The following is a 20,971-nucleotide window of genomic DNA, read 5'->3' as shown; positions in this document are numbered from 1 at the left end:
TTCGAGATAAAAAAGGTAAGGTGACAAAGTGGAAATTATAGAATTATTAAAAGCGCTCATTTTGGGTTTTGTAGAAGGAATGACAGAGTTTGCACCGGTGTCATCAACAGGGCATATGATTATTGTCGATGATATGTGGTTAAACACGAAAGAGTTTTTAGGAGAATCTTCGGCAAATACGTTTAAAATTGTTGTACAACTCGGTTCTATACTAGCCGTTATCGTTGTTATGTGGAAGCGAATTTTAAACATCTTAGGCTTATACAATATTGAAGGCCAAACAAAGTCGATGAAGGGTCGTTTCAATTTAATGCATGTCATCATTGGGATGCTCCCAGCAAGTGCAATAGGATTTGTACTCAATGATTTTATAGATGAGCATTTATTTTCAGTGAAGCATGTTATTTATGCATTGGTTGCAGGCTCGATTTTAATGATTGCTGCCGATAAATTAGCGCCAAGAAAGCCAAAAGTTGATTCATTAGATAAACTTTCTTATGGATTAGCTTTTAAGATTGGATTAGTACAATGTTTATCATTATGGCCTGGATTCTCTCGTTCAGGTGCTACAATTTCAGGTGGGGTGCTATTTGGGCTTAACCACAGAGTAGCAGCTGATTTTACGTTCATCATGGCTGTACCGATTATGGCAGGTGCGAGTTTAGTATCTGTATTATCCAATTTCGACGAACTGTCAATGGACCATTTTGGTTTTTATGTTGTAGGCTTCATTAGTTCATTTATTTTTGCATTACTATCAATTAAGTTCTTCTTAGCGCTTATTTCAAAAGTAAAATTAATGCCATTTGCAATCTATCGTTTAGTGCTTGCGGCGATTTTAAGTATCATTATTTTTCTATAATTAATAAAAGTCACGCATTCTTTACTAGAATGCGTGATTTTTTAGTTACAAAAAATTATGAATGGCAGATTATAAACCACTATAGAATTATTGTGTTATATTAATTGTGTATGTTGAAGTAATTTACATAGTACTTAAGACCTTTATTTGGATATTTACTGACATATATTTCATTTTGAATTAGATAATTTTAATCAAGCTATTGTCATGAAAATCTACGAACTTTATAATTATATTCGTAAAGGCTTACTTGATAAATTTTCCTTTATTTCAAAATTAGGATATTAAATTGTAAAGAATGTATTTATATGGTAACAATACACTGTATGAGGTGGAGAGATGTTTCAATTTGGAAGTAAACCTAAAAAAAAATCGATTTTCAATAATGAAGTAGCAAACACTGGCATCGTTATTTTGGATCGTGAGCGGTTACAGCAGTTAGAGCTTGTAAATTTAACAGATAGAGATTTACAGTTGATCAAAAGTCTAAAGCCTTATGTAGAACAAAGTGTTGTAGAAGTTGTTCAAGGATTTTATAAAGCGGTAGAGAATGTACCAACTTTACGAGAAGTGATTCAAAAGCATAGTTCAAGTGAGCGTTTGCGTCAAACCTTAAGACATCACATTATAGAAATGTTTGAAGGGCGAATTGACGAGGAGTTTATGGAAAAACGTAGACGGGTAGCCATGGTGCATGTGAAAATTAATTTGTATCCTAAATGGTATTTAGCGGCATTCCAGAATCTTGAGAAATCTTTGCGTGGAATTGTATATGATTTACAACTTACATCTGATGAAGAGGAAGAAATTTGCGATGCTATAAGTAAAATATGCAATTTTGAACAACAAATTGTTTTAGAAGAGTACGATAATTACTCGGCACAATTAATGGAGCAGCAAAGGGAAACAGTAAAGGTTCATGTAAAAGAAGTAATCGGTGGTATTTCAACTCAACTTGAAGAACAGTCACATGATACAAATAAAGCGGTGACAGAGCTGATTGCTAGTGCAAAACAAGTGAATAGTTACTTATCTGAAAGCATTAACGAAGCGAAAGTCATGCAGAAAGTTTCGAGTGACGGTTATACGAAAATGGTTAACCTGAATGAGCAAACTGGAAAAATAAATGATAAAACAGTTGAAATGGCTGAAATGGTGCAGTTATTAGATTCTTCTTCATCTCAAATTAATGCTGTTGTTGTCATGGTAAAGAGTATTGCAGAACAAACAAATATGCTAGCACTCAACTCAGCGATTGAGGCCGCTCGTGCGGGAGAGCATGGAAAAGGCTTTGCCGTAGTAGCGGATGAAGTCCGTAGATTGGCCAATCAAACGAAAGACTCTGTAGAGCAAATTGCTGACTTGATTGGAAAGTCTAATGGCATTACAGGACAGGTTGTACACGCCATTCAAGAGATTCAAGAACTTGTGAAAAATGGAATTGCCCAAAATGCAGAATCCTTACGTGCTTTCGATGAAATTTCAGGGTCAGTGGATACTTCTATCGTTAGCTTCCAAAACGTAGGAGATAAAATTTCTGAACTTGCGCATATTGTAGAGTTAATTGGCGAGTCTTCAGGGGAGTTAGAACAAGCTGCAACTCGATTGGATACTACGATAAAAAGTTTTTAACATTATACTAAATGGCTATGTACTGAAAAAATGGGTGCATAGCTTTTTTGTTAATGTTACGCTTAAGGCGCAAAGGGGAAATGAATAAAAGGGGTGTAAGAACATGAAAAAGAAATTATTCATTACGCGCAAATTTCCAGCACAATTTGTGGAACCATTAGAAGAATTTTATGATATTGAACAGTGGCCAGAAGAAGAATTGGTAATGCCACGTGAAAAATTGTTAGAAGCGGTCGCGCGTTGTGAAGTATTATGGGTGACGCTTGAAGATCTTGTCGATGAGGAGTTGCTTTCGCATGCGCCAAATTTAAAGCTTGTGACGAACTTAGCAGTAGGCTTTAACAATATAGATATTCAGGCACTTCGTAAATACGGTGTTAAGGCAACTAATACACCGGGGGTATTAACCAACTCAACTGCTGATTTAGTATTTGGTTTACTACTGGCAACTGCTAGAAGAATTCCGGAAAGTGAACGCTATTTACGTGAGGGTAAGTGGAAAAGTTGGTATCCAATGCAATTAGTTGGAAAAGATGTGTCGGGCACGACCATTGGCATTATTGGTATGGGACGTATTGGGCAAGCAGTTGCAAGACGTGCAAAGGGTTTCGATATGAAAGTTCTTTACCATAATCGCAGACGTCGACATGAAGCAGAAGAAATGTACGGATTTAAGTATGCTTCATTAGAAGAATTACTTCAGCAATCAGATTTTGTTGTAATTATGACACCCTATAACAAAGATACAGTCGGTCTTATAGGAGCGAAAGAGCTAGCGATGATGAAAGACGATGCTGTGCTGATTAATGCTTCTCGCGGAGGCATTATTGATGAGGCAGCACTTTATGAAACGTTGAAGAGTGGGAAGTTGTGGGCAGTGGGGCTAGATGTTTTTGAATACGAGCCAATTGCAATGGATCATCCTTTACTAACGTTACCAAACGTCGTAGCACTTCCACATATCGGAAGTGCATCAATACAAGCAAGAACAGCGATGCTGACGTTGAATTTCAATGCACTTGCTGCGTATGGGCAGGGAAAAGCTGTTTCTAATCGTATAGACTAATAGAGAAAAGAGCTATCTCAAAAGTATATGAGGTAGCTCTTTTTGACATAATAGCATGTCATTATTTATTGAACATATCAAATAATCCGCCGATACCGCCTTCGCCTGAAGACTTACCGCCACCGCCCTGTGAAACTGGTGCAGCTGCAAAGACACGGCTCGCTAAACGACTGAATGGTAATGATTGAATCCAAACAGTTCCTGGACCGCGTAGTGTTGCTAAGAAAATACCTTCCCCTCCAAATAAGGCTGTTTTTACGCCACCTACAGTTTCGATATTATAATCTACGTCTGATGTCATCGCGACTAAGCAACCTGTGTCGACACGTAGAACTTCACCATGTTGTAATGTTTTTCGATGAATCGTACCGCCAGCATGCACAAAAGCAAGGCCATCACCTTCTAGTTTTTGCATGATGAAGCCTTCCCCACCGAAGAAACCTACACCGATTTTACGTTGGAACTCAATACCGACAGATACCCCTTTTGCTGCAGCTAAAAAAGCATCTTTTTGACAAATGATTTTCCCCTTATATTGACTTAAATCCATTGGGATGATTTTCCCTGGGTAAGGTGATGCAAAGTATACATGGCGTTTGCCTGTACCTTCGTTAGTAAAGGTCGTCATAAATAAACTTTCCCCTGTAATTACACGTTTCCCAGCACCTATTAATTTTCCCATAATGCCACTTTGTGAACTACCTTTCGAACCGTCTCCGAAGATTGTTTCCATTTTAATCGAATCATCCATCATCATTAATGCTCCTGCTTCTGCCACAACAGTTTCCTGTGGATCAAGCTCAACTTGTACGTATTGCATGTCATCGCCGAATAATTTGTAGTCAATTTCGTGGTTATTCATCTTGTCATTCCTCCAAAATAATTTTTATTGTTACTGTATACGATTATACACCACAATAGTTTCCCATATATTTAATTGATTTAGAAAAAAAGGTAATAACGTAGCGAATGTCGAATGTTTACAATTAGAATGTGTATTATTTATTTACGGGGGTGGTTATGGTGGATATAAAAAATTACATCAGCGGTGAATGGGTAGAGCATACAAATTCACAAAAAATAGCGGTGACAAACCCTGCAAATGGAGAGCAATTAGCAACAATTCCGTTATCATCAGCTGAAGATGTAGAAAAGGCTGTTGCTGCAGCAAAAAAAGCACAAAAGAAATGGGCACTTGTTCCGGCGCCAAAACGCGCAGATTATTTATATGCAGTTGGTCAAAAGATGAAAGAAAAGAAAGAGTATTTGGCGACAGTTTTAACAAAAGAGATGGGCAAGGTAATTGAAGAAGCTAGAGGCGAAGTACAAGAAGGAATTGATATGGCATATTATATGGCAGGTGAGGGACGTAGATTATTTGGGGAAACAACACCGTCAGAGCTTGCCAATAAATTTGCGATGAGTGTACGTGCACCAATAGGCGTTGTAGGCTTAATAACACCTTGGAACTTTCCTGTAGCTATTGCAACGTGGAAGTCATTTCCTGCGATTGTAGCCGGTAATACGTTTATTTGGAAGCCGTCAAATGAAACACCGATGATGGCTTATGAAATGGGTAAAATTTTTGAAGAAGTGAACCTGCCAGCTGGTGTTGCTAATATCGTCTTTGGCACAGGTCCAACAGTTGGGACGGCATTAATCGAACACCCTGATGTGAAAGTCATTTCGTTTACAGGATCAACGACAACCGGTAGTAAGGTAGCAGAACTTGGTGGTAGGCATTTAAAGAAAATTTCACTAGAAATGGGCGGGAAAAATGCTGTGATTGTGATGGATGATGCCGACCTACACCTTGCTACAGAGGGCATTTTATGGAGTGCATTCGGTACAGCTGGTCAACGATGTACGGCATGTAGTCGCGTTATTGTGCATAAAGATGTGAAAGAAGAGTTAGAAAATCGTCTTCTTGAAGCAATGAAGGATTTAACGATTGGTGATGGCTTAGATGAAAGCGTCAAAATCGGACCGGTCATTAGTAAAGCAGCATTGGAAAAAATAAATCATTACGTACAAATTGGGAAGCAAGAAGGAGCAACATTACTTTCAGGGGGAAGAATTTTAAGTGATGCCCCTTATGATAAAGGATTTTTCTATGAGCCGACATTATTTACAAACGTGAAGCCTAATATGATTATTGCGCAGGAAGAAATTTTCGGACCAGTCGTGTCGCTTATTGAAGTTGAGAGCCTAGATGAAGCGATAGAAGTAAATAATGGGGTAAAGTTTGGCTTGTCGAGTTCAATTTTTTCGCAAGACGTTAATACGATTTTTCGAGCTCAACGTGATTTAGATACAGGTATTGTCTATGTGAATGCTGGTACAACAGGGGCTGAAATTCACTTGCCATTTGGTGGGACGAAGGGGACGGGGAATGGTCACCGTGATTCAGGGGTTGCAGCACTAGATGTATATACAGAGTGGAAAAGTATTTATGTAGATTTTAGTGGTAAATTACAGAGAGCACAAATCGATACGGAGTAACTGATCTATGGAAGGGGATGTTCATGATGAAAGTTGTTGTATTAGGTGCGGGTTTGATGGGGAAAGAGGTTGCGCGTGATTTAGTGAAAAGTAACAGTGTGGAGAAAGTGTTTTTAGGGGATTTAGATGTAAAAACGGCGCAAGCCTTTGTGGAAACGTTAAATACCGATAAGGTTGAAGTTATAGAACTAAATGCCGAACTTGAAGATTCGTTGAAAGCTGTCATTAGTAAAGGTGATGTCGTGGTCAATGCACTATTCTATTCATTCAATGAACGCGTAGCAAGAACTGCCATTGAGGTAGGCGTACATTCAGTGGATTTAGGTGGTCATATTGGAGGAATAACGGAAACAATTTTAGAGCTACATGAAGAAGCAAAAGCAAAGGGTGTCACGATTATTCCCGACTTAGGGGTAGCTCCGGGGATGGTCAACATTTTGGCAGGCTATGGTGCGACAAAATTAGATGAAGTAGAATCTATTAAACTATATGTAGGTGGTATACCTACTGAACCAGTACCCCCGCTACACTATACACGTGTATTTTCATTGGATGGTGTGTTCGACCATTATACAGAGCCTTCAAAAACTATTCAAAAAGGCAAGTTAGAGGAAGTAGAGTCATTATCAGGCGTTGAACCAATTTATTTTGAAGATTTTGGTGTATTAGAGGCTTTCTATACTTCAGGTGGCATTTCAACTTTATATAAAACTTTTCCGAATGTGCGAGCGCTTGAATATAAAACGATTCGTTATAAGGGGCATGCTGAGAAATTTAAATTGCTAGCAGACCTCGGATTTTTAGATAATAGTAATCTAGTGGAAGTAGATAATAGAGAAGTAGCCGTGCGTAAAGTCGTGCGCGAAGCACTGAAAAAGAAACTAGAGCTTGGCAAAAAACAAGATGCGGTGCTACTACGTGTCATTGTGGCGGGCGAAAAATCACAACAGCAAGTCACATATGAGTATGAGATGGTCGTACGAAAAGATATGACGATTAATGAAACAGCAATGGCACGTGCGACAGCCAATACAATATCTGTCGTTGCACAAATGATTGGCAATAATGTTATTACCGATCGTGGTGTATTTGCGCCAGAAGTAATTGTACCAGGAGATGCATATATCGAGGAAATGGCAAAGCGTGGCGTTGTGATTAAAGAAACTTCACATAAATCAGCAATGATTGTGAAATGGTGAGGTGACGCGATGAATTTTGAATTTACAACTGAGCAAGAGATGCTACGAAAAATAGTACGCCAGTTTGTTGATGATGAAATCATGCCTCATATTGCAAAGTGGGATGCAGAGGGAGGCTTTAATGCAGCCCTGTGGTCACAACTTGCTGAATTAGGATTAATGGGTGTTTGTGTGCCAGAGAAATATGGTGGTAGTGGTATGGATTACAACGCGCTAGCCATTGTTTGTGAAGAATTGGAACGAGGGGATACAGCTTTTCGTACAGCTGTATCGGTGCATACGGGCTTGAATAGTATGACATTAATGCAGTGGGGGACAGAGTCACAAAAAGAGCAGTATTTAGTGCCACAGGCAAAGGGCGCACAAATTGGAGCGTTTGGTTTAACAGAGCCAGGTGCGGGTTCTGATGTTGCGGCTATGTCGACTACAGCAGTACGAGATGGTGATTATTATGTGTTAAATGGGCAAAAAACGTGGATTTCTTTATGTGATATTGCTGATAATTTCATTGTCTTTGCCTATACAGATAAATCGAAAAAGCATCATGGTATTAGCGCATTTATCGTAGAGCGTTCAATGCCAGGTTTTACATCAAAGGCGATTAAAGGAAAGTACGGGATTCGTGCTGGGAATACGGGGGAATTATTTTTCGAAGATGTTCGTGTCCCAGTAGAAAATCGTTTAGGCGAAGAGGGAGAGGGCTTTAAAATTGCCATGTCTGCGCTAGACAATGGCCGCTTTACAGTGGCAGCAGGTGCAGTTGGTTTGATTCAAGCCTGTATGGAAGCGAGCGTGAAATATTGCCATGAGCGCGAAACATTTGGTAAACCGATTGGAGAGCATCAATTGGTTGGGCAAATGATTGCGAAAATGGAAGCGGGCTATCAAATGAGTCGTTTGCTTGTCTACCGTGTGGGGGAGCTGAAAAATAAAGGTGTGCGTAATACGAGGGAAACGTCTTTAGCGAAATGGCAAGCATGTGATTTTGCCAATAAAGCTGCGGATGATGCACTGCAAATACACGGTGCATACGGCTATTCAGATGAGTATCCATTAGCACGCTATTTGCGAAATTCTAAAGCCCCTGTCATTTATGAAGGTACACGAGAAATTCATACGATTATGCAGGCCGATTACGTGCTTGGAAAACGCAAAGATAAGCCGCTAGAAAAAATGTTGCCAAAATGGCCATTTGAAGAATGATTTTTCTTTGACAATAAATATAGATGGATAAGACCGTTGATTTCCGCTGCGGGCGGACGCTTTCCGCGGGCGGGGTCGAGCCGCTTCCCTCGCTACGCTTAGTCCAGGGTCTCAACTGTCCCGCTTTTCCCGCTGGAGTCGCCGCCCTCCGCTCCAATCAACTGAATACGTAATTATTACAGTCTACTAAAAACAATATTTTTTAGGTGAAAGAAGATGTTGACGAAGAAGCGGATTATTTACATCATTTTTGTGACATAAGAAAAATGCAAAGAAAGAGTATCGTTAATTGTAATGAATTATCCTATGGTTTAAACATAAAAATGAAAAAAGGCACTGAGAAGTCCATTCTCGATGCCTTTTGTCGACACTCTGCGAGGGGAAACAATCCTCTCGTTTTTTTGCTTTTACAGTAATCTGTACATGACTTTAATTAAAGTGTTGCTTGGAGCAGATGAATCCCGGGACACTCCTGCGGGAAATTAAGTCCGGCAAGCACATGTTTTGGTGAAGAGCCCCTTTTTTTAAGTAAATAATTTTCAGAAAAATGTAACTTTTATCCTTTTCTTCAGTCTAATGAATAAAAGAGAATATGAAGGAGTGAGAATCAATGAATAAAAAGTGGTTAAGTATCGGATTAATTGCTGTACTTGCATTGTTACCTGCCATATTGTTTTTCATAGCGCCTAAATCAGAAGCGAAAGCAACGAATACAGTTTTTGTCACACAAAGCTGGCAAGGTCTTTTTTCAAAAGAATTAAAGGAGAATAGTGCGACGAGTGATGATGTCTATGTGACAAACAGTGAAGGAAGAACAGTTGCAGCAACGATAACGTTGGGTTCAGATAAAAAATCACTGATCGTTAGTGACTTAAAACCAGGAAGCTATAAATTACATGTGAAAAAGTTGGCCTTTGTACAAAGTGGGCTTAACACAAAAGCACATGTGCTGGACTTTAAAGTTATTGAGAAGCTTGAGGCAGTTACATCAAAGAAAGAGCTTCAGCAATATTTTGACGCTATCTTGGCACAAGAGATGCCATCATCTCGCAGCGGTTTAGAAAGTTTTACTTCAGAGGATAAAGCCGAAAATTCGAAAAGTAGCGCTACGGGAGAATCAACAACGAATAATCAGGTAGAGGGTATTGAAGAAGGCGATGTTGTCGTTGTTAAAAACGGTATAATTTACGCTGTGAAGGATACAGGCATTGATGTTATTGATGCAAATGATCCGGAAAACTTAAAATTAGCAACAACCTTGAAGCTAACTGAAAATCGGTATATTTCGAAACTAGCTTTATATGACAATCTATTGATTGCAATTGGAGATGAGTATTTACAAAAAGAAGGCACAAGTATGACGCTTGCATACTTCTACGATATTACAAATCCGAGTGATCCAAAGTATGTAAGGAAAGTAGCACAGGAAGGTTATTTACAGGAGGTTCGTGTAACAAATGACACATTGTATTTGATCGGCAATATGCACCCCAATTATTGGATGCTTCGAGAGGATAAGAATGTTGACTTACAACCGAAAACGTATGATAGTACGGTAAGCAATACTTATGAAAGTTTACCTCTCAGTAAGATTTCAATATTACCTAATACGTTAGATAGCACTTACAGCTTAATCACGGCTGTCGATTTGAAGGGCGGGGCAAAAACGTCTGCTAATACGAAAGGATATTTAGGTGGCAGTAGTGGGCTTTATATGTCTGAGGAGGCACTGTATTTAACGACACCTGTCTATCATCCAAGTACATCAACAAGTTCCGATAAACGTCTGATGGATGCTATGTGGCTACCAAGAGCAGTCGACACACAAGTGTTTAAGTGGGAAGTAGATGGCACGACGATGAACTTTATGGGCACAACAGAAGTAAAAGGCTCCGTTTTAAATCAATATTCAATGGATGAATATAATGGGAATTTCCGTATCGTAACGACTGAAGGGAATACGTGGGATGAAAAAACGTTATCTCGCAATCACCTCTTTATTTTAGATAAGAATTTACAGCAGGTTGGAGAGGTGACAGATTTAGCGCCAGGGGAAAAAGTATACTCAGCACGGTTTATGGGTGACAAGGCGTATGTGGTAACCTTTAAACAAGTCGATCCTCTTTTTGTCATTGATGTAGCAGATCCGACAAAACCAACTGTCTTAGGAGAGCTGAAAATCCCGGGCTTTAGTAACTATTTGCATCCACTTGATGAGACGCATTTAATTGGTATTGGTTATGATACAGAGCAGCGTTATGATGAATACTCCAAGAGCAATTTTACAGTGACGACAAATATGAAAATGTCCCTGTTTGATGTATCAGATTTCAAAAATCCGAAAGAGCAATCAACAGTAAAGATTGGTGGCAAAGGTTCTCATTCTGAAATTCAATACAATCCAAAGGCTTTATTCCGTAATAGTGCGTACAATTATTATGGCTTCCCAGTTGTGTTGTACAAAGCAGGCAATGGTGATGATGTGGTATACCAAGGCCAGGGTGCACAAATCTACGAAATCACAGCTGAAAACGGTATTATCTTAAAAGGAAATTTAATTAGCAAGGGAGAAAATGATCAATACGAGGACTGGGAGCACCTTGTGCAGCGTGTGGTTTATGTGAATGATGCATTATATACAGTTGCAAGAAATGAAGTGAAGAGCTATCAACTAAGCGATTTCAAACCGCTTGATACATTGACAATTAAATAAGAAATAGCGCATGCCTCGGTTATAGAGACATGCGCTATTTTTGTAGATAATTAAGGTTTCGATAAATATTTGTTTATCACTGACGATATTTCATGATTTCAGAGACAGTGACAAATTCGTAGCCTTGCTCTTGTAAGTAAGTAAGTACGGCATCCAGACCATCCGCTGTGGATTGGTGGATATCATGCATCAGCACAATCGCATTATTATGCAGATTGTTTTGTACATAAGTTAGTAATTGTTGCGAGTTACGATGCTTCCAGTCCATTGTATCAATTGACCATAAGACAACTGGCACAGGAATTTGTCCGTTGACAGTGTCATTTGTTGCACCATAAGGAGGTCTAAAAACGGTCGGACCTTGACCAATTGCTTGTGTGATGGCACCGGCAGTTGAAGTGTATTCCTTTGATACTTGTTCTATTGGAAGTTTCGTTAATACTGGATGATTCCATGTATGGCTCCCAACCTCATGCCCTCTAGCGAGCACATCTTTTGCAATATCAGGATAGTATTGAACACGACTACCAAGCATAAAGAATGTGGCTTTTGCCTGATATTTATCGAGTAAGTTCAATATTTGCTCTGTAACTTTTGGGTGGGGACCATCATCAAATGTTAACGCTATACGCTTTGCGTTTGGATCATTTTTGTTTTCATGCCCTGTTGTAACAGGTGGTTTCATAGTTTCCATAGCAATTTGGAATTCTGATGCTAGTAAGGGATTGATAAGAGAAAGTGAAAGCTTTACTACGGGTGCACCAGTTGCACCAGCTGCAATTTCATATTCATCAAAATATAAAGCTAGTGAATCTTCTAAAATAGCAAATCGTTCAAAGTTTTCCCATGTCGGCTCTGTTGCCGCAATGAGTTCTTCTTCTAACAGTTGGTCTTTCAACTGAGGGTTTTGTTGTAATTCTGAACGAACATGAGCAGCTAATGTTGCTAGATTATTTTCGTCATTTTGTAACAATGTTTGCATATCGATGAGAGTGCCAGTTTTATTGTTGAAGAAATAGGTTTTTGTGGTAACTTCGTGATTGGCACCACCTAAATACAACATTTTTGTTAATATAAATGAATAGTAATCCTCATTATAAGGGTAAGTTTCAAAGCTTATATTGAGTTCACCAGTTATATCTTTACTATTTTTGTTTTTTTTCATTGATTTTAAATAATGTTCTTTGGAAGATTTAATATACTGAGATACCTCTTCATTAAAAGTTTTGCTTTCTGTTTGTGGATAATTAATAGCATAAGGTGTACGTTTATCGTTTGAAACATCAGTGACGATGCTTATACCAGGGAACGCAGAACTTTCAGTGGAAAGCTTGCTATCACTTGCACTAGTTTTTTGGAATTTGAAGTCGTCATTTGATAGGATAATGACTAAGATAATGGATGTTAAAGAGATGATGAGGCCTATTAATAGTAAATCAATTATTGGGCCGCGTCGTTTTTTTCTTTGCTGCGTCATGGTGAATGCGCTCCCCCTCTGTGGAAAAATATTATTCTATAAAATTAGACGTAATAGACGCCTAAAAAGTTATACTTTTTTTTGGAACTTTTTTTAATGCCTAGGCATTTATGCCACATCTTTGAGGTCGACTAACCCCTAGAGCGGGAATACACTTTTCTTATTAGCATATATGAATTTTAGAGTTGAGTTTTTACTTTCTGTTCGATACTATTGGCAGGAGACCAAAGGAGGTAGGAACAAGCAATGGTATTAAAAGAGCAAAATAATGAAATTACGATTGACTGCTTGTTGCTGGCAGGTCGTATTATGATTGAAAGCGGTGCTGAAACATATCGCGTAGAAGATACGATGCTTCGCATGGCCGGGTCACAAAATATGCTAGATGCACAATGTTATGCTACACCAACCGGTATTATTTTTTCATTAGGAAAAACACAACCGACAAGAATAACTTCAATATCGAGAAGAAATACAGATTTACAAAAAATTTCCTTGGTAAATTCAGTATCCCGTAGACTCACATCTCACATAATAACACTAGAAGAGGCTTATGACGAGTTAAAGTCGATACAAAAAACGAATTATTTTTTACCAAATTACGTGCAGGTTTTAGCTGCCGCTCTTGCAAGTGGTTGCTTCCTAATTTTATTTAACGGAATTTGGTCGGATATACCGGTAACGATTCTTGCTGGAGGCCTTGGATTTGCTACGTTATTGTTGATGAACTATTTAACGAAGGTAAAATTCTTCTCGGAATTCACTGCTGCTTTAATGATCGGTCTAGTAGCATATGTAGCTGTTAACTTTGGGTATGGTGAAGAAATAGATAAGATTATTATAAGCTCTGTGATGCCTCTTGTGCCGGGTATATTAATCACAAATGCGGTACGTGATTTAATGGCTGGTCATTTAATGTCGGGGCTATCAAAGGGGGCAGAGGGTTTTTTGACAGCTTTTGCAATTGGGGCAGGTATTGCTGTTATTTTATCATTTTAGGGAGCAGATGAGATGGACTACATTGTACAATTTGTTGCTAGTTTTATTGCTACAGCGTGTTTTGGTACCATTTTTAACGTGCCGCCGAAAACATATTTCCATTGTGGATTAGTTGGGGCATTAGGTTGGATTATTTATTATGCGTTAACCCAACAGGGATTGGATGTTGTTGAGGCATCTTTCTTCGGGGCATTTGTCATTGCAATTGTAGCCCATACGTATGCCCGACGCTTTAAAATGCCGATGTTAATTTTTAGTGTAGCAGGTATTATTCCGCTTGTTCCAGGGGGAATGGCGTATAATTCGATGCGTAATGTTGTTGAAGATGACTATATACAAGGTCTGCAGTATGGCATGAAGGCATTTTTAATAACAGGTGCTATTGTTATAGGGCTTGTGTTTGCAGAGGTATTGGTGCAATTGGTATTCCGAGCGATGCACGCAAGTAAAAAGAAAATACAAATGGTTAAAAAGAATAAAAGCTAGGCACCTTCAATGCTTCCTTCAAAGACATTAAGGTGACTAGCTTTTTTGTTTACTTTAATAGTAGTATTTCGATTTCTTCTGGTGTGACAGGTTTACTAATGTGATAACCTTGAATAGTATCGCATCCGAAGCTTTTTAGTAGCTCAGCCTGTTCAGCAGTTTCAACACCTTCTGCGACAACAGTTAGTTCCATTGATTTTCCTAATTGCACCATGCCAAGCATTAACTTTTGTGTCTTCTCAGATTTTAATAATGAACTAGTAAATGATTGATCAATTTTCAATGTATCAATCGGTAAGATTTGCATATATCGAAATGAGCCGTAACCTATCCCGAAATCATCTAATACGAAGACAATGCCTTCATTTTCTAGCTTACGCATTTGCTGCGTAATAAATGTTGCAGCCTCTGCTTCAAGTGCAAATTTCTCTGTAATCTCAATTTGCAATAGATTTGCAGGACATCCTGTTTTCGTTAATGTATCAAGTACAGATTTAGCCATGTTTTTATCACGGAACTCACGTACAGAAGAATTAATGCTGACTTTTAAATCAAAACCTGCTTTTTTCCAGATTAATGCTTGTTCACAAGCCTTTTCAAGCATGAAAGAGCCGATGTTGTTGATGAGCCCTGTCTCTTCAGCAACTGGAATCAGTTCATCTGGTGAAACAACGCCAATCACTTCGTCTTCCCAACGGACAAGTGCCTCAACTGCTGTGATTTTTCCAGATGCTACATCTACTTGTGGCTGATAGAGTACTTTCAGGTTTTTTTGGTCAAGTGCTTGCAATAAGCGTTTCTCAATTAGAGCTTTACGATTTAATGCTTTATGTATAGCTTTTGATAATGAAACAATATTGTCACCACCGGCTTCACGAACGGTACTAATTGTTGCAATCGATGCTTTCATCAACTGTGAGAAAGTCGATTGGTCTTCAGGGAAACGTGTAATACCACCACTAATGGAGATAGGAACTGCAACACTTCCATTATAAATCGGATGCTGTTGTAAATAAGATAGGAACCCTTGGATAAACCATTCGCTTAATGGTGTAATAACAACAAAGTCATTTTCATTAATACGTGCCATTGTACTATCTTGGAAATACATTTTCATACGGTTTGTAAATTCAATAATGAGATTGCGCTCACTTGGATGATCTTGTAACTCTTTTAACGTATAAAATTTATCGATACTTAAGTAAACGAAAGAGAAGTGTCTCTGCTCCTCGATCATCTTTGTAATAATTTTCTCTAAACGATGAGCATTCATTAAGCCTGTCTCTGTATCGATATAAGCAATTTTTTCAAGTTGATGTTGGATCGTTTTCGCTTTCGTAATGTCTTTTTCGAGTAACATAAACTGTTGCTCATTCGTTTCAAAATTGAATGTCGGGATAGCTGTTAATAGTACCCAATAAGGATGACCTGATTTGGAGATTTTTTCGATTTCACCTTGCCATGTAAGACCGTGGTTCAGATTACGCCAAATTGTGTTAGTAATTTTTTCACTTTCGTTATTATCTGGGAATAGTTGCCAAAACGTTTTCCCGATAACACGCTTTGGCGTCCATTGGCTGATTTTTAAGAAGTTTTGGTTGCAATCTACAATAAATCCATCTTGGTCTAGTGTAACTGTCATGAAAGTGGATTCTAAACTTTGCTTTAAGTCTTCCAGTGCATTATTTGTAGAAGTTGGTTTGATCATGAATTGTGGTAAAACAAACATTATTAAAATCAAGCATTCATCGTTCTCTGTAAAAGATTTTGCAAGAAGTGAAGTAGTAATTTCGTCATTTGTTTGTGTGTACACTTGGATATTTTCTATATAAGTAAAATTTTCGTTTTGAGCAATCTGCTCAAATGTTTCTTGTGAAAGCTGACGTAGTAGACTTTCGGTAATGGGCGAGGTAGCATGTCCTATAATATCAGACGTTGCAAAGCCAAACTGTTGTTCAGCAGACTTCCCCCATATCATTACGTTACCATTATTGTCCATTATCAATGCGGGGAAGGGCAGTGAATTTAAATAACGTTCATCAATGTTTATCGCGTTTTGCATAGGACTCATAATTATTCGGTCTCCTTGAGTAATAAATATATACTACTATTATAGTGAATTATCAGGAATTAGTCATTATGAATATGATTATGTTTATCTTATAAAAAATATTGCAGTTCTTTTGTATCTGTTTTTTAGAAAAGCATGGAATAAAAATGATAGATTTTAATACATAAATTAGAAGGTAGGATTTAAATGGAACGCTTAAAAGGAATCATTTTAATTATTTCAGGTTCAATGTTGTGGGGAGCAACTGGTCCATTAATGGAATGGTTGCTTGACCACACGGTGTTAACAGTTTCTTTTATGTTAACGATTCGTCTATCTGTTGCAGGAGTATTATTACTTATGTATTTACTGCTTACAAAGCAAAGTATTTTCGGTATTTGGCAACAAAAAATATGGGGTAGACAGCTTTTTATTTTCGGCATTGCTGGAATGTTAGGGGTACAATATGCCTTTGTCGCAGCAATAAATGAGAGTAATGCAGTACTAGCAACACTTCTACAATTTTTAGCACCAATTTTTGTTGTTGCTTATGTCTCTCTTAGTTTAAAGAAATGGCCACCTAAATATCAAGTGTTAGGTATTATTGGTACATTAGGGGGGTTATTCTTGTTACTAACGAATGCATCTTTTGATGAATTGTTAGTTAGTCGAAAAGCCTTATTGTGGGGTGTGGCAGTTGGTCTAACATTTGCCTTTTACACCCTATATCCAGCACGTCTCATGAAAGAGTGGAGTGTATTGCTCGTAGTCGGCTGGGGCATGCTAATAGGTGGTCTAACACTAGGTATTGTCAGCCGTGTTTGGCAATCTAATGAATGGGTTGCTTTTACGGATCTCAAAATAATAGGTTTAATGATTGCACTTATATTTTTTGGTACGATGGCCTTCGTACTTTTTTTAAGTAGTATGAAATATATTTCCGCTGTAGAAACAAGTATCTTGTCGAGTGTCGAGCCGTTAACAGCCATGGTTATTTCTGTAATCGTTTTTAGTACGTCTTTAGGTGTATGGCAATTGGTAGGTGTGTTCATCATGCTTGTCTGCGTAACTTGGCTTTCCATAGCGGGCGAAAAAGCATAAAAACACTATAAAATTTTTTTGCCTATTTAGGCAGGGGATGAAAAAGAGAAAGTTTTTCATAAACAAGGTGGGAGCATAAGTGAAAGTTGTTATTGCGTATGTAAAGCCATATAAATGGCCTGCGTTTTTTGCATTGCTTTTAATGTTAGTTGAATTATTCGTCGAACTAATTCAGCCGCTCATCATGGCAAAAATTATCGACGATGGCATACGGGCTCAAAATAGTCAGCTGATTTTGCAGTGGGGAGGTACATTGCTTGTACTATCCTTCATTGCTTTTTTATCAGGTGTCGCAAATTCCTATTTTTCATCACATACGGCACAAAGCTTTGGTTTTGATTTACGGAATGCGTTGTTTGAAAAGATTCAATCATTCACACTTGCTACTTATCAAAAATTTCCGGCATCATCACTCATTACGCGCTTAACAAATGATGTGTCTCAGGTACAAACAGTACTTTTCATGAGCTTACGTATTATGTTACGTGCACCACTAGCTGTAATGGGGAGTATCATAATGGCTTTTTATGTTAATGCAAAGCTTGCATTGTTTTTAGTGATAGGTGCACCTATCGTCGTAATTTTCCTTGTAGTAATGGTAGTTAAAGGAGTTGCATACTTTAGCAAGGTCCAGCACCGTGTGGATCGATTAAATCGAGTGCTACAGGAAAACTTACAAGCAATTCGACTAGTAAAAGCTTATTTACGTGGTACATATGAGGCATCGAGGTTTGAAAGGGTAGCAGGATACCTCAGAATAGATACGGTGAAGGCACTTCGGACGATGGAATACATTATGCCGGCTCTTTTATTCATAATGAATATGAGTTTATTGGCAGTGCTATGGTTTGGTACGAAGCAAATTGATGATGGTACTGCACCGTTAGGGGATGTTGTAGCGATTGTAAACTATGCGATGCGCATAACAGGTTCGTTTTCGATGTTTGCCTTCATTATTATTTTTTATGCACGTGCGAAAGCATCAGCAGAGCGCATGGTAGAGGTGCTTGATGTAGATAATGAAGTCGAGATGAGTTCTTCTTCTGAAAGAATCATTACAGAAAAACTAAAATCAGGAGAAGTACTATTTGATAATGTGAGCTTTAAATATCCAGGGACAGATGTTTCTGTCTTACAAAATGTAAGCTTTCATGTAAAGGCAGGAGAAAAACTTGCTATTATGGGCGCAACAGGTGCCGGAAAATCGACATTGCTACAGCTAATCCCTCGTTTTTACGATGTGACAGCAGGGCAGATTTTAGTTGAAGGAATAAATGTTAAAGCGTGGGATATACAACAACTGCGCGAAGTCATTGGCTATGTACCACAGCAATCACTGTTGTTTACGGGGAGTATTGCAGAAAATATTCGTTGGGGTAATGTAGAGGCAGAGATGGACGCTATTCTTCATGCGACGATGCAGGCGCAAATACACGCATCTGTTGAAGATTTTCCGCAAGGCTATGACACGAAAGTTGGGCAAAAGGGCGTCAATTTATCCGGTGGGCAAAAGCAGCGCTTGTCAATTGCACGTGCGCTTCTTCGAAAAGCACATATATTAATGCTAGATGACAGTACGAGTGCATTAGATGTAGATACCGAGCAAGCGTTATGGGGTGCATTAGAATGTGAAAAGGCGACGATGCTTGTCGTGACACAAAAAATTCGTACGGCAAAAGAGGCAGACAAAATTTTATTGATGGATGCAGGACAAGTTGTTGCATATGGCACACACGAAGAGTTATTAATATCTTCTGCATTATATCAAAGAATTGCTATCTCACAGCAGGAGGTGGAGCAATAGTGGCTTTTTTTCAAAAACCTTTTGGCTATGAGCCGGTTTTGTCTAAAAAAGATTTGAAGCAAACGGTGCAGAAAAAGAAGGGACCCCGTGCATCAAATTGGAAAAGTACGCTTGGACGTATATGGCGAATTGTTGATGAACAACGAGCTTTATTAGTCATTGTGTTACTCATGGTGATGGCAAGCTCCGCATTGGCGTTACTTGGTCCATATATAATTGGCAAAATGATTGATACATTTGTGATGAATGGCAAGCTTGATGGCTTAGGCAAAATGATCGCAATATTAATTGGTATATATGCGGTACTAGCAGTGACATTGTTTTTACAAAATTACTGGATGATTAGTATTGCACAGCAGACGATTTATCGATTAAGGACAAGTGTTTTTTCACATTTGCAAAAGTTACCTGTGTCATTTTTTGATCGTCGTCAACATGGCGAATTAATGAGCCGAGTGACAAATGATATTGAGGCAGTAAGTTCGACATTGAATAGTTCATTTATTCAGGTATTTTCGAGTGTCTTGACATTGAGCGGCACACTCATTATTATGCTGTCATTAAGTCCTTTGTTAACGGTACTTACAATGACGATCATTCCGACGATGTATTTAGCGATGCGCTGGATTACACGCCGTACAGGCCCGCTTTTTAAAGAGCAGCAAGCGGCATTAGGTGCACTCAATGGCATGATTGAGGAGACAATTTCAGGGCAGCGAATTGTGAAGGCATTTTCACAAGAAAAACGTGTCATACTGGAATTTCGAGAGAAGAGTTTGCGTTTAAAAAGGACTGGATTTTGGGCGCAAACGTATTCTGGTTTTATCCCTAAAGTGATGAATTTTTTAAATAACATGAGTTTTACTATAGTTGCTGGTATCGGAGGGATTCTAGCGCTTTACGGACATGTATCGATTGGTGTAATTGTTATTTTTACAGAATATGCAAGGCAATTTACCCGTCCGTTAAATGATTTAGCGAATCAGTTTAATACGGTTCTATCAGCGATTGCTGGTGCTGAACGAGTTTTTACGTTGCTAGATGAACGGCCTGAAGTAGAGATGGCATCTGCACAACCACACAAACTCCGGGGGAAAGTAGATTTCAATCATGTATACTTTAAATACGAGCAAGATGAAGAAACTTATACACTAAAAGATGTTCATTTTTCGATTGAATCTGGACATACAGTTGCATTAGTAGGTCCGACGGGTGCAGGGAAAACGACAATTTTACAGCTGATTGCTAGGTTTTATGATGTAGAAAAGGGAGAAGTGTTATTTGATGGAGTGAACGTTCAACAAATTGACCGTGAGGCGTTGCGATCGCAAATGGCATTCGTATTGCAAGATCCGTTTTTATTTGAAGCCACAGTTCGTGAAAATATTCGCTATGGTCGGTTAAATGCGAGTGATGTAGAAATTGAAGAAGCGGCTAAACGAGCAAACGCGCATTATTTTATCATGAAGTTAAAAGACGGCTATAATACAGTACTGGCAGCTGATGGACGTGAAATTTCGCAAGGACAGAAGCAATTGTTGTCCATTGCACGTGCATTTGTTGCGGATCCTAAAATTTTATTGTTAGATGAGGCGACGAGTAGCATTGATACTGTCACGGAGTTAGAAATTCAAGAAGCACTCGATATGTTGATGCAAGGACGGACAAGTTTTGTCATTGCACATCGCTTGAATACGGTACGTAATGCGGATATAGTACTTGTTATGCAAAAGGGTGAGTTAGTTGAAGCAGGTTTGCAGCAGGCTTTAATTGAAGCGGGAGGTATTTATGCACAAATGCTTAGCTCATCTTCTCATTACTTACAAGAATAAAAAAGATATTTACAAAAATTTTAAGATAACTATGATGAAATAAGG

The 20,971-nt window shown here is 38.5% G+C and carries 15 protein-coding genes; 12 read left to right on the top strand and 3 right to left on the bottom strand.

The window, feature by feature from the left end:
* The first annotated feature begins 28 nt into the window (after positions 1 to 28).
* From ACIQ2D_RS12890 to ACIQ2D_RS12880, 3 genes are all read left to right on the top strand, one after another.
* Entirely contained in the window at positions 29 to 862 is an 834-nt protein-coding gene (locus ACIQ2D_RS12890; RefSeq protein WP_402864608.1) for an undecaprenyl-diphosphate phosphatase, read from the top strand.
* Between the two features lie 339 nt (positions 863 to 1,201).
* On the top strand, positions 1,202 to 2,494 hold the full coding sequence (locus tag ACIQ2D_RS12885) for a protoglobin domain-containing protein (protein ID WP_402864606.1): 1,293 nt from the start codon (positions 1,202 to 1,204) through the stop codon (positions 2,492 to 2,494).
* Between the two features lie 103 nt (positions 2,495 to 2,597).
* A complete protein-coding gene (locus ACIQ2D_RS12880; protein WP_402864604.1) occupies positions 2,598 to 3,560 on the top strand; it encodes a 2-hydroxyacid dehydrogenase in 963 nt (320 codons plus the stop codon).
* A gap of 61 nt (positions 3,561 to 3,621) precedes the next feature.
* On the opposite strand, the gene ACIQ2D_RS12875 is transcribed toward ACIQ2D_RS12880, so the two are convergent.
* A complete protein-coding gene (locus ACIQ2D_RS12875; protein WP_402864602.1) occupies positions 3,622 to 4,422 on the bottom strand; it encodes a TIGR00266 family protein in 801 nt (266 codons plus the stop codon).
* Between the two features lie 161 nt (positions 4,423 to 4,583).
* Here ACIQ2D_RS12875 and ACIQ2D_RS12870 point away from each other — a divergent pair, with 161 nt between their 5' ends.
* From ACIQ2D_RS12870 to ACIQ2D_RS12855, 4 genes are all read left to right on the top strand, one after another.
* Positions 4,584 to 6,062, top strand: coding sequence for an aldehyde dehydrogenase family protein (locus tag ACIQ2D_RS12870; RefSeq protein ID WP_402864812.1), 1,479 nt, complete (start codon positions 4,584 to 4,586; stop codon positions 6,060 to 6,062).
* Between the two features lie 26 nt (positions 6,063 to 6,088).
* Positions 6,089 to 7,261: a saccharopine dehydrogenase family protein gene (locus ACIQ2D_RS12865; protein WP_402864810.1), complete on the top strand. Its 1,173-nt coding sequence runs from the start codon at positions 6,089 to 6,091 to the stop codon at positions 7,259 to 7,261.
* Between the two features lie 9 nt (positions 7,262 to 7,270).
* On the top strand, positions 7,271 to 8,464 hold the full coding sequence (locus ACIQ2D_RS12860) for an acyl-CoA dehydrogenase family protein (protein WP_402864600.1): 1,194 nt from the start codon (positions 7,271 to 7,273) through the stop codon (positions 8,462 to 8,464).
* Positions 8,465 to 9,074: 610 nt separating this feature from the next.
* Positions 9,075 to 11,177: a beta-propeller domain-containing protein gene (locus ACIQ2D_RS12855; protein WP_402864599.1), complete on the top strand. Its 2,103-nt coding sequence runs from the start codon at positions 9,075 to 9,077 to the stop codon at positions 11,175 to 11,177.
* Positions 11,178 to 11,253: 76 nt separating this feature from the next.
* On the opposite strand, the gene ACIQ2D_RS12850 is transcribed toward ACIQ2D_RS12855, so the two are convergent.
* The gene (locus tag ACIQ2D_RS12850; RefSeq protein WP_402864598.1) at positions 11,254 to 12,654 is read right to left on the bottom strand and encodes a polysaccharide deacetylase family protein; all 1,401 of its coding nucleotides are present in this window, start codon (positions 12,652 to 12,654) and stop codon (positions 11,254 to 11,256) included.
* Between the two features lie 246 nt (positions 12,655 to 12,900).
* Between ACIQ2D_RS12850 and ACIQ2D_RS12845 the strand changes: the two genes are divergently transcribed.
* Together ACIQ2D_RS12845 and ACIQ2D_RS12840 are read left to right on the top strand one after the other, a co-directional pair.
* Positions 12,901 to 13,653 carry a threonine/serine exporter family protein gene (locus tag ACIQ2D_RS12845; RefSeq protein ID WP_402864596.1) on the top strand — a complete coding sequence of 251 codons (753 nt, stop codon included), beginning with the start codon at positions 12,901 to 12,903 and terminating at the stop codon, positions 13,651 to 13,653.
* Positions 13,654 to 13,665: 12 nt separating this feature from the next.
* On the top strand, positions 13,666 to 14,139 hold the full coding sequence (locus ACIQ2D_RS12840; RefSeq protein WP_402864594.1) for a threonine/serine exporter family protein: 474 nt from the start codon (positions 13,666 to 13,668) through the stop codon (positions 14,137 to 14,139).
* 49 nt (positions 14,140 to 14,188) lie between these two features.
* Here the strand turns inward: ACIQ2D_RS12840 and ACIQ2D_RS12835 are convergent, their stop codons facing one another.
* Positions 14,189 to 16,210 carry an EAL domain-containing protein gene (locus ACIQ2D_RS12835; protein ID WP_402864592.1) on the bottom strand — a complete coding sequence of 674 codons (2,022 nt, stop codon included), beginning with the start codon at positions 16,208 to 16,210 and terminating at the stop codon, positions 14,189 to 14,191.
* 186 nt (positions 16,211 to 16,396) lie between these two features.
* Here ACIQ2D_RS12835 and ACIQ2D_RS12830 point away from each other — a divergent pair, with 186 nt between their 5' ends.
* The 3 genes from ACIQ2D_RS12830 (at position 16,397) to ACIQ2D_RS12820 (ending at position 20,926) form a co-directional block, all read left to right on the top strand.
* Positions 16,397 to 17,290 (top strand): DMT family transporter, encoded by an 894-nt coding sequence (locus ACIQ2D_RS12830; RefSeq protein ID WP_402864590.1) that lies wholly within the window; start codon positions 16,397 to 16,399, stop codon positions 17,288 to 17,290.
* A 79-nt stretch (positions 17,291 to 17,369) separates the two neighbouring features.
* The gene (locus ACIQ2D_RS12825; RefSeq protein WP_402864588.1) at positions 17,370 to 19,094 is read left to right on the top strand and encodes an ABC transporter ATP-binding protein; all 1,725 of its coding nucleotides are present in this window, start codon (positions 17,370 to 17,372) and stop codon (positions 19,092 to 19,094) included.
* The gene (locus ACIQ2D_RS12820; protein WP_402864586.1) at positions 19,094 to 20,926 is read left to right on the top strand and encodes an ABC transporter ATP-binding protein; all 1,833 of its coding nucleotides are present in this window, start codon (positions 19,094 to 19,096) and stop codon (positions 20,924 to 20,926) included. Before ACIQ2D_RS12825 ends, ACIQ2D_RS12820 begins: the two co-directional genes overlap by 1 nt.
* Positions 20,927 to 20,971 lie beyond the last annotated feature (45 nt).

The sequence above is a fragment of the Lysinibacillus sp. NPDC097287 genome, from assembly GCF_044761695.1.
Lineage (GTDB): Bacteria > Bacillota > Bacilli > Bacillales_A > Planococcaceae > Lysinibacillus.
The sequence above is the reverse complement of the archived record's forward strand: the minus strand, read 5'-3'. Positions and strand labels throughout refer to the sequence as shown.